This window comes from Streptomyces sp. R818 (assembly GCF_056172735.1).
In genome coordinates this window covers 167,296-171,805 of record NZ_JAOCNE010000005.1, presented here as the reverse complement: position 1 = coordinate 171,805, position 4,510 = coordinate 167,296, and the positions used below count along the sequence as shown (strand labels likewise).

General features: G+C 74.4%; 1 protein-coding gene. It reads left to right on the top strand.

Annotated elements, in window-relative coordinates; all coding sequences use genetic code 11:
• Positions 1-73: 73 nt before the first annotated feature.
• A partial coding sequence (locus tag N5I75_RS15995; RefSeq protein ID WP_476678085.1) for an SDR family NAD(P)-dependent oxidoreductase occupies positions 74-4,510 on the top strand: 4,437 nt, incomplete at its 3' end.

Here is a 4,510-nt window from a genome sequence, read left to right as displayed (position 1 = left end):
CCCTGGACGAGTTCGTGGACTGGTCCCTGGTCGATGTGGTGCGCGGCGTGGACGGCGCCCCCGGCTTCGACCGGTGGATGTCGTGCAGCCGGTGTTGTGGGCGGTGATGGTGTCGCTGGCCGCGCTGTGGGAGTCGTACGGCGTGCAGCCTGCGGCGGTGATCGGGCACTCGCAGGGTGAGATCGCGGCTGCTGTGGTGGCGGGTGCGTTGAGTGTGGCTGATGGTGCGCGGGTGGTGGCGTTGCGGTCGCGTGCGATTACGGCGTTGGCCGGGCGTGGTGGCATGGTGTCGGTCGCGCTGGCGGCTGAGGGTGCCCGAGAGTTGGCTGATCGTTGGCAGGGTCGGGTGTCGGTGGCTGCGGTGAACGGGCCTACCTCGACCGTCGTCTCTGGTGACGCGGATGCGCTCGATGAGCTGGTCGCGTACGCCGACGGCGTGGGCATACGCGTACGTCGGATCGAGGTCGACTATGCCTCGCACTCGGCGCATGTGGAGTCCATCGAAGAGGAGTTGGCGACCCTCCTGGCCCCTGTGACGGCTCTGGAGCCGTCGGTGCCGTTCCTGTCCACGGTGACGGGGGAGTGGGTCGAGCCGGGTCAGACCGACGGCCGGTACTGGTACCGCAACCTGCGGCAGACCGTTCAGCTGGCCCCGGCCGTCGCGAAGCTCGTCGCCGAGGGGCATGGCGCGTTCCTGGAGATGAGTCCGCACCCGGTGCTGACCGTCCCGGTCGCCGAGACCGTGGAGGCGGCCGGTTCGGACGCCCCGGTCGTCGGCTCCCTGCACCGCGAACAGGGCGGCCTCGACCGCTTCCTCCTCTCCCTCGGCGAGGCCTGGACGAAGGGGCTCACCGTCGACTGGGCGGCGGTCTTCGAGGGCCGGTCGCCGCGCCGGGTCGACCTGCCGACCTACGCCTTCCAACGCAGCCACTACTGGCTGGAGCCGGTCGTCCGGCAGAGCGCCGACGACATGGTTCCCGGCGGGCTCGACCTGCTCGACGACGGTTTCTGGGCCAGCGTCGACAGCCACGACGTGGACTCGCTCGCCGAGAGCCTCGGGATCGAGGACGTACGGTCGCTCGCCGAGGTCGTGCCCGCGCTGTCCTCCTGGCGGCGCGACCGCATCAACCGCACGACGCTCGACGGATGGCGCTACCGCGTCGCCTGGCAGCCCCGCTCCGAGCGGTCCGCCCGCGGCGCCGACCTCCCCGCCTCCTGGCTGATCGTCGTGCCCGCCGGACACGAGGACGACCCGCTGGTGCGGCAGGTCCACGCGGCGGTCGACGAGAGGTCGGCCGGGGCGCTGCTCCTGGTCGCCGACCGGGACGCCGCCGAACGCGACCGCATGGCCGAGCTCGTGGGCCGGCGCGTCGAGGGCGTCGAGATCGGCGGCGTGCTCTCGCTGCTCGCCCTGGACGAGTCGCCCTGGTCCGCCGAAGGCGTGATGCCGACCGGTCTCGTCCTGACCACCGCGCTGCTCCAGGCGCTCGGTGACGTCCGCGTCGGCGGGCCCGTGTGGTCCGCGACGCGGGGCGCCGTCTCCGTGCACCGGGGCGACCTGCTCCGCACCCCGCTCCAGGCGATGAGCTGGGGTCTGGGCCGGATCGCGGCCCTGGAGTACCCGCAGCGCTGGGGCGGTCTGATCGATCTGCCCGAGACGCTGGACACCCGTGCCGCGCGCCGCCTGGTCACCGCTCTGTCCGGCTCGCTGGAGGAGGACCACCTCGCGGTGCGTCCGTCGGGGCTCTTCTCCCGCAGGCTCGTCCGCGCCGGTCAGGGCCCCCGCCCCGACGGCGCCTGGCGCCCCTCGGGGACCGTCCTGGTCACCGGTGGCACCGGCGGCCTGGGGCGGCACGTCGCCCGCTGGCTCGCCCGCGGCGGCGCCGAGCACCTGGTGCTCGCCTCCCGGCGCGGTCCTGACGCCCCGGGTGCCGCCGAACTCGTCGCCGAACTAGCGGAGTTGGGGACCCCGGCGACCGTCGTCGCCTGTGACGTCGCCGACGCCGACGCCGTGCGGCGGCTCGTCGACGACCTGCCCGGCGGCGGGACGCTGACCGCCGTCGTGCACACGGCGGGCGTCATCGACGACGGCGTCATCGACACGCTGACCCCGCAGCGCGCGCACGGGGTCGTGCGCCCCAAGGCCGACGCCGCGCTCGCCCTCGACGCCGCGACCCGCCACCTCGACCTCGACGCGTTCGTCCTGTTCTCGTCCATGGCCGGCACGCTCGGCGGCCCCGGCCAGGGCAGCTACGCCGCCGCCAACGCCTTCCTCGACGCCCTCGCCGCCGCCCGCCGCGCGGAGGGGCTGCCCGCCACCTCCGTCGGCTGGGGCACCTGGGCCGGCGGCGGCATGGTCGGGGAGGAGGTCGCGGAGCGGCTGCGCCGCGACGGTGTTCCCCCGATGGACCCCGAACTGGCCATCGCCTCCCTGCAGAAGGCGCTCGACGAGGACGAGGAGTTCCTCATCGTCGCCGACGTCGACTGGAAGCTCATCACCGCCCGCGCCTTCGCCGCGCTGCGTGAGCTTCCCGAGGCCCGTCGCACCGCCGAGACCGACAGCGTGGAGAAGAAGGAGACCGAGACCGTCGACGGGCCGCCGCTCGTCCACCGCCTCGCCGCCCTGCCCGCCGTCGAACGCCGTGCCGCGCTGCTCGCCGAGGTCAGGTCGCAGGCAGCGGCGGTGCTCGGCCACGCCGACGCCGACGCCGTGCCCGACGGACGCGCCTTCCGCGACCTCGGCTTCGACTCGCTGACCGCCGTCGAACTGCGCAACCGGTTCGCCGAGGCCACCGGGTTGCGACTGCCGGTCACGCTCGCCTTCGACCACCCCTCCGCCAGCGCGCTCGCCGCCCACCTGGACAGTGAACTGTTCGGCGGCGCGGACGCGGCCGGTGACGCCCTGCCGCAGGTGCCCACCGCCGCCGTGGACGACGACCCGGTCGTCATCGTCGGCATGGGCTGCCGCTTCCCCGGCGGAGTCACCTCGCCGGAGGAGCTGTGGCGGCTCGTCGCCGACGGCACCGACGCCATCACGCCCTTCCCCGCCGATCGCGGCTGGGACGTCGAGAACCTCTACGACCCCGACCCCGAGCGCATCGGCCACTCCTACGCACGGCACGGCGGATTCCTGCACGACGCCGACCGCTTCGACCCGGCCTTCTTCGGCATCGCACCCCGTGAGGCCGTCGCGATCGACCCGCAGCACCGGCTCCTGCTCGAAACGTCCTGGGAGGCGTTCGAACGCGCGGGGATCGACCCCGACCGGCTGCGCGGCGCCCGCGCGGGCGTGTTCGTCGGCTCCAACTACAACGACTACGGCAGCCGCGCCCGCCGCGCCCCCGAGGAGCTGGAGGGCTACCTCGCCACCGGCAGCGCCAGCAGCGTCGCCTCCGGGCGGATCGCCTACACCTTCGGCCTCGAGGGCCCGGCCGTCACCGTCGACACGGCCTGCTCCTCCTCCCTCGTCGCGATGCACCTCGCGGTGCAGGCCCTGCGGTCCGGGGAGTGCGAACTCGCCTTGGCCGGCGGTGTCACCGTGATCTCGACGCCTGACACCTTCGTCGAGTTCAGCAGGCAGCGCGCCCTGTCGCCCGACGGCCGCTGCAAGGCGTTCGGCGCGGACGCCGACGGAGCGGGCTGGGCCGAAGGCGTCGGCCTCCTTCTCCTTGAGCGCCTCTCCGACGCCCGCCGCAACGGACACCCCGTCCTCGCCATGGTCGCCGGTTCCGCCGTCAACCAGGACGGCGCCTCCAACGGCCTCACCGCGCCGAGCGGCCCCGCGCAGCAGCGCGTCATCCGGCAGGCCCTCGCCTCCGCCGGGCTCTCACCGCAGGACGTCGACGCCGTCGAGGCGCACGGCACCGGCACCAGCCTCGGCGACCCCATCGAGGCGCAGGCGCTGCTCGCCACCTACGGCCAGGACCGGCCCGCCGACCGGCCGCTGTGGCTCGGCGCGCTGAAGTCCAACATCGGCCACACGCAAGCCGCTTCGGGCGTCGCGGGCGTCATCAAGATGGTGATGGCGATGCGACAGGGCGTGCTGCCGCGCACCCTGCACGCCGAGCAGCCGTCGCCGCACATCGACTGGTCCTCCGGGGCCGTCCGGCTGCTCCACGAGGAGCAGGGCTGGGCCCCGGGTGACACCCCGCGCCGTGCGGGCGTCTCCTCGTTCGGCGTCTCCGGCACCAACGCGCACGTCATCCTCCAGGAGCCGGACGCCCCGGCCGCCGTCGAACCGGCCCGCCCGGCCGACCGCACTCCCGGCGCCCTGCCCTGGCTGCTGTCGGCCCGCTCCACCGCCGCGCTGCGCGCCCAGGCCCGCCGACTCCTCGACCACCTCGCGGACCACCCCGACACCACACCGGCCGACATCGCCCTGTCCCTTGCCACCACTCGCGCCCACCACGACGAGCGGGCGGCCGTCGTCACCGACGGCACGGACGGCCTGACCGAGGCGCTCACCGCCCTCGCCGACGGCCGCGAGCACCCGCTGCTCACCACGGACCGC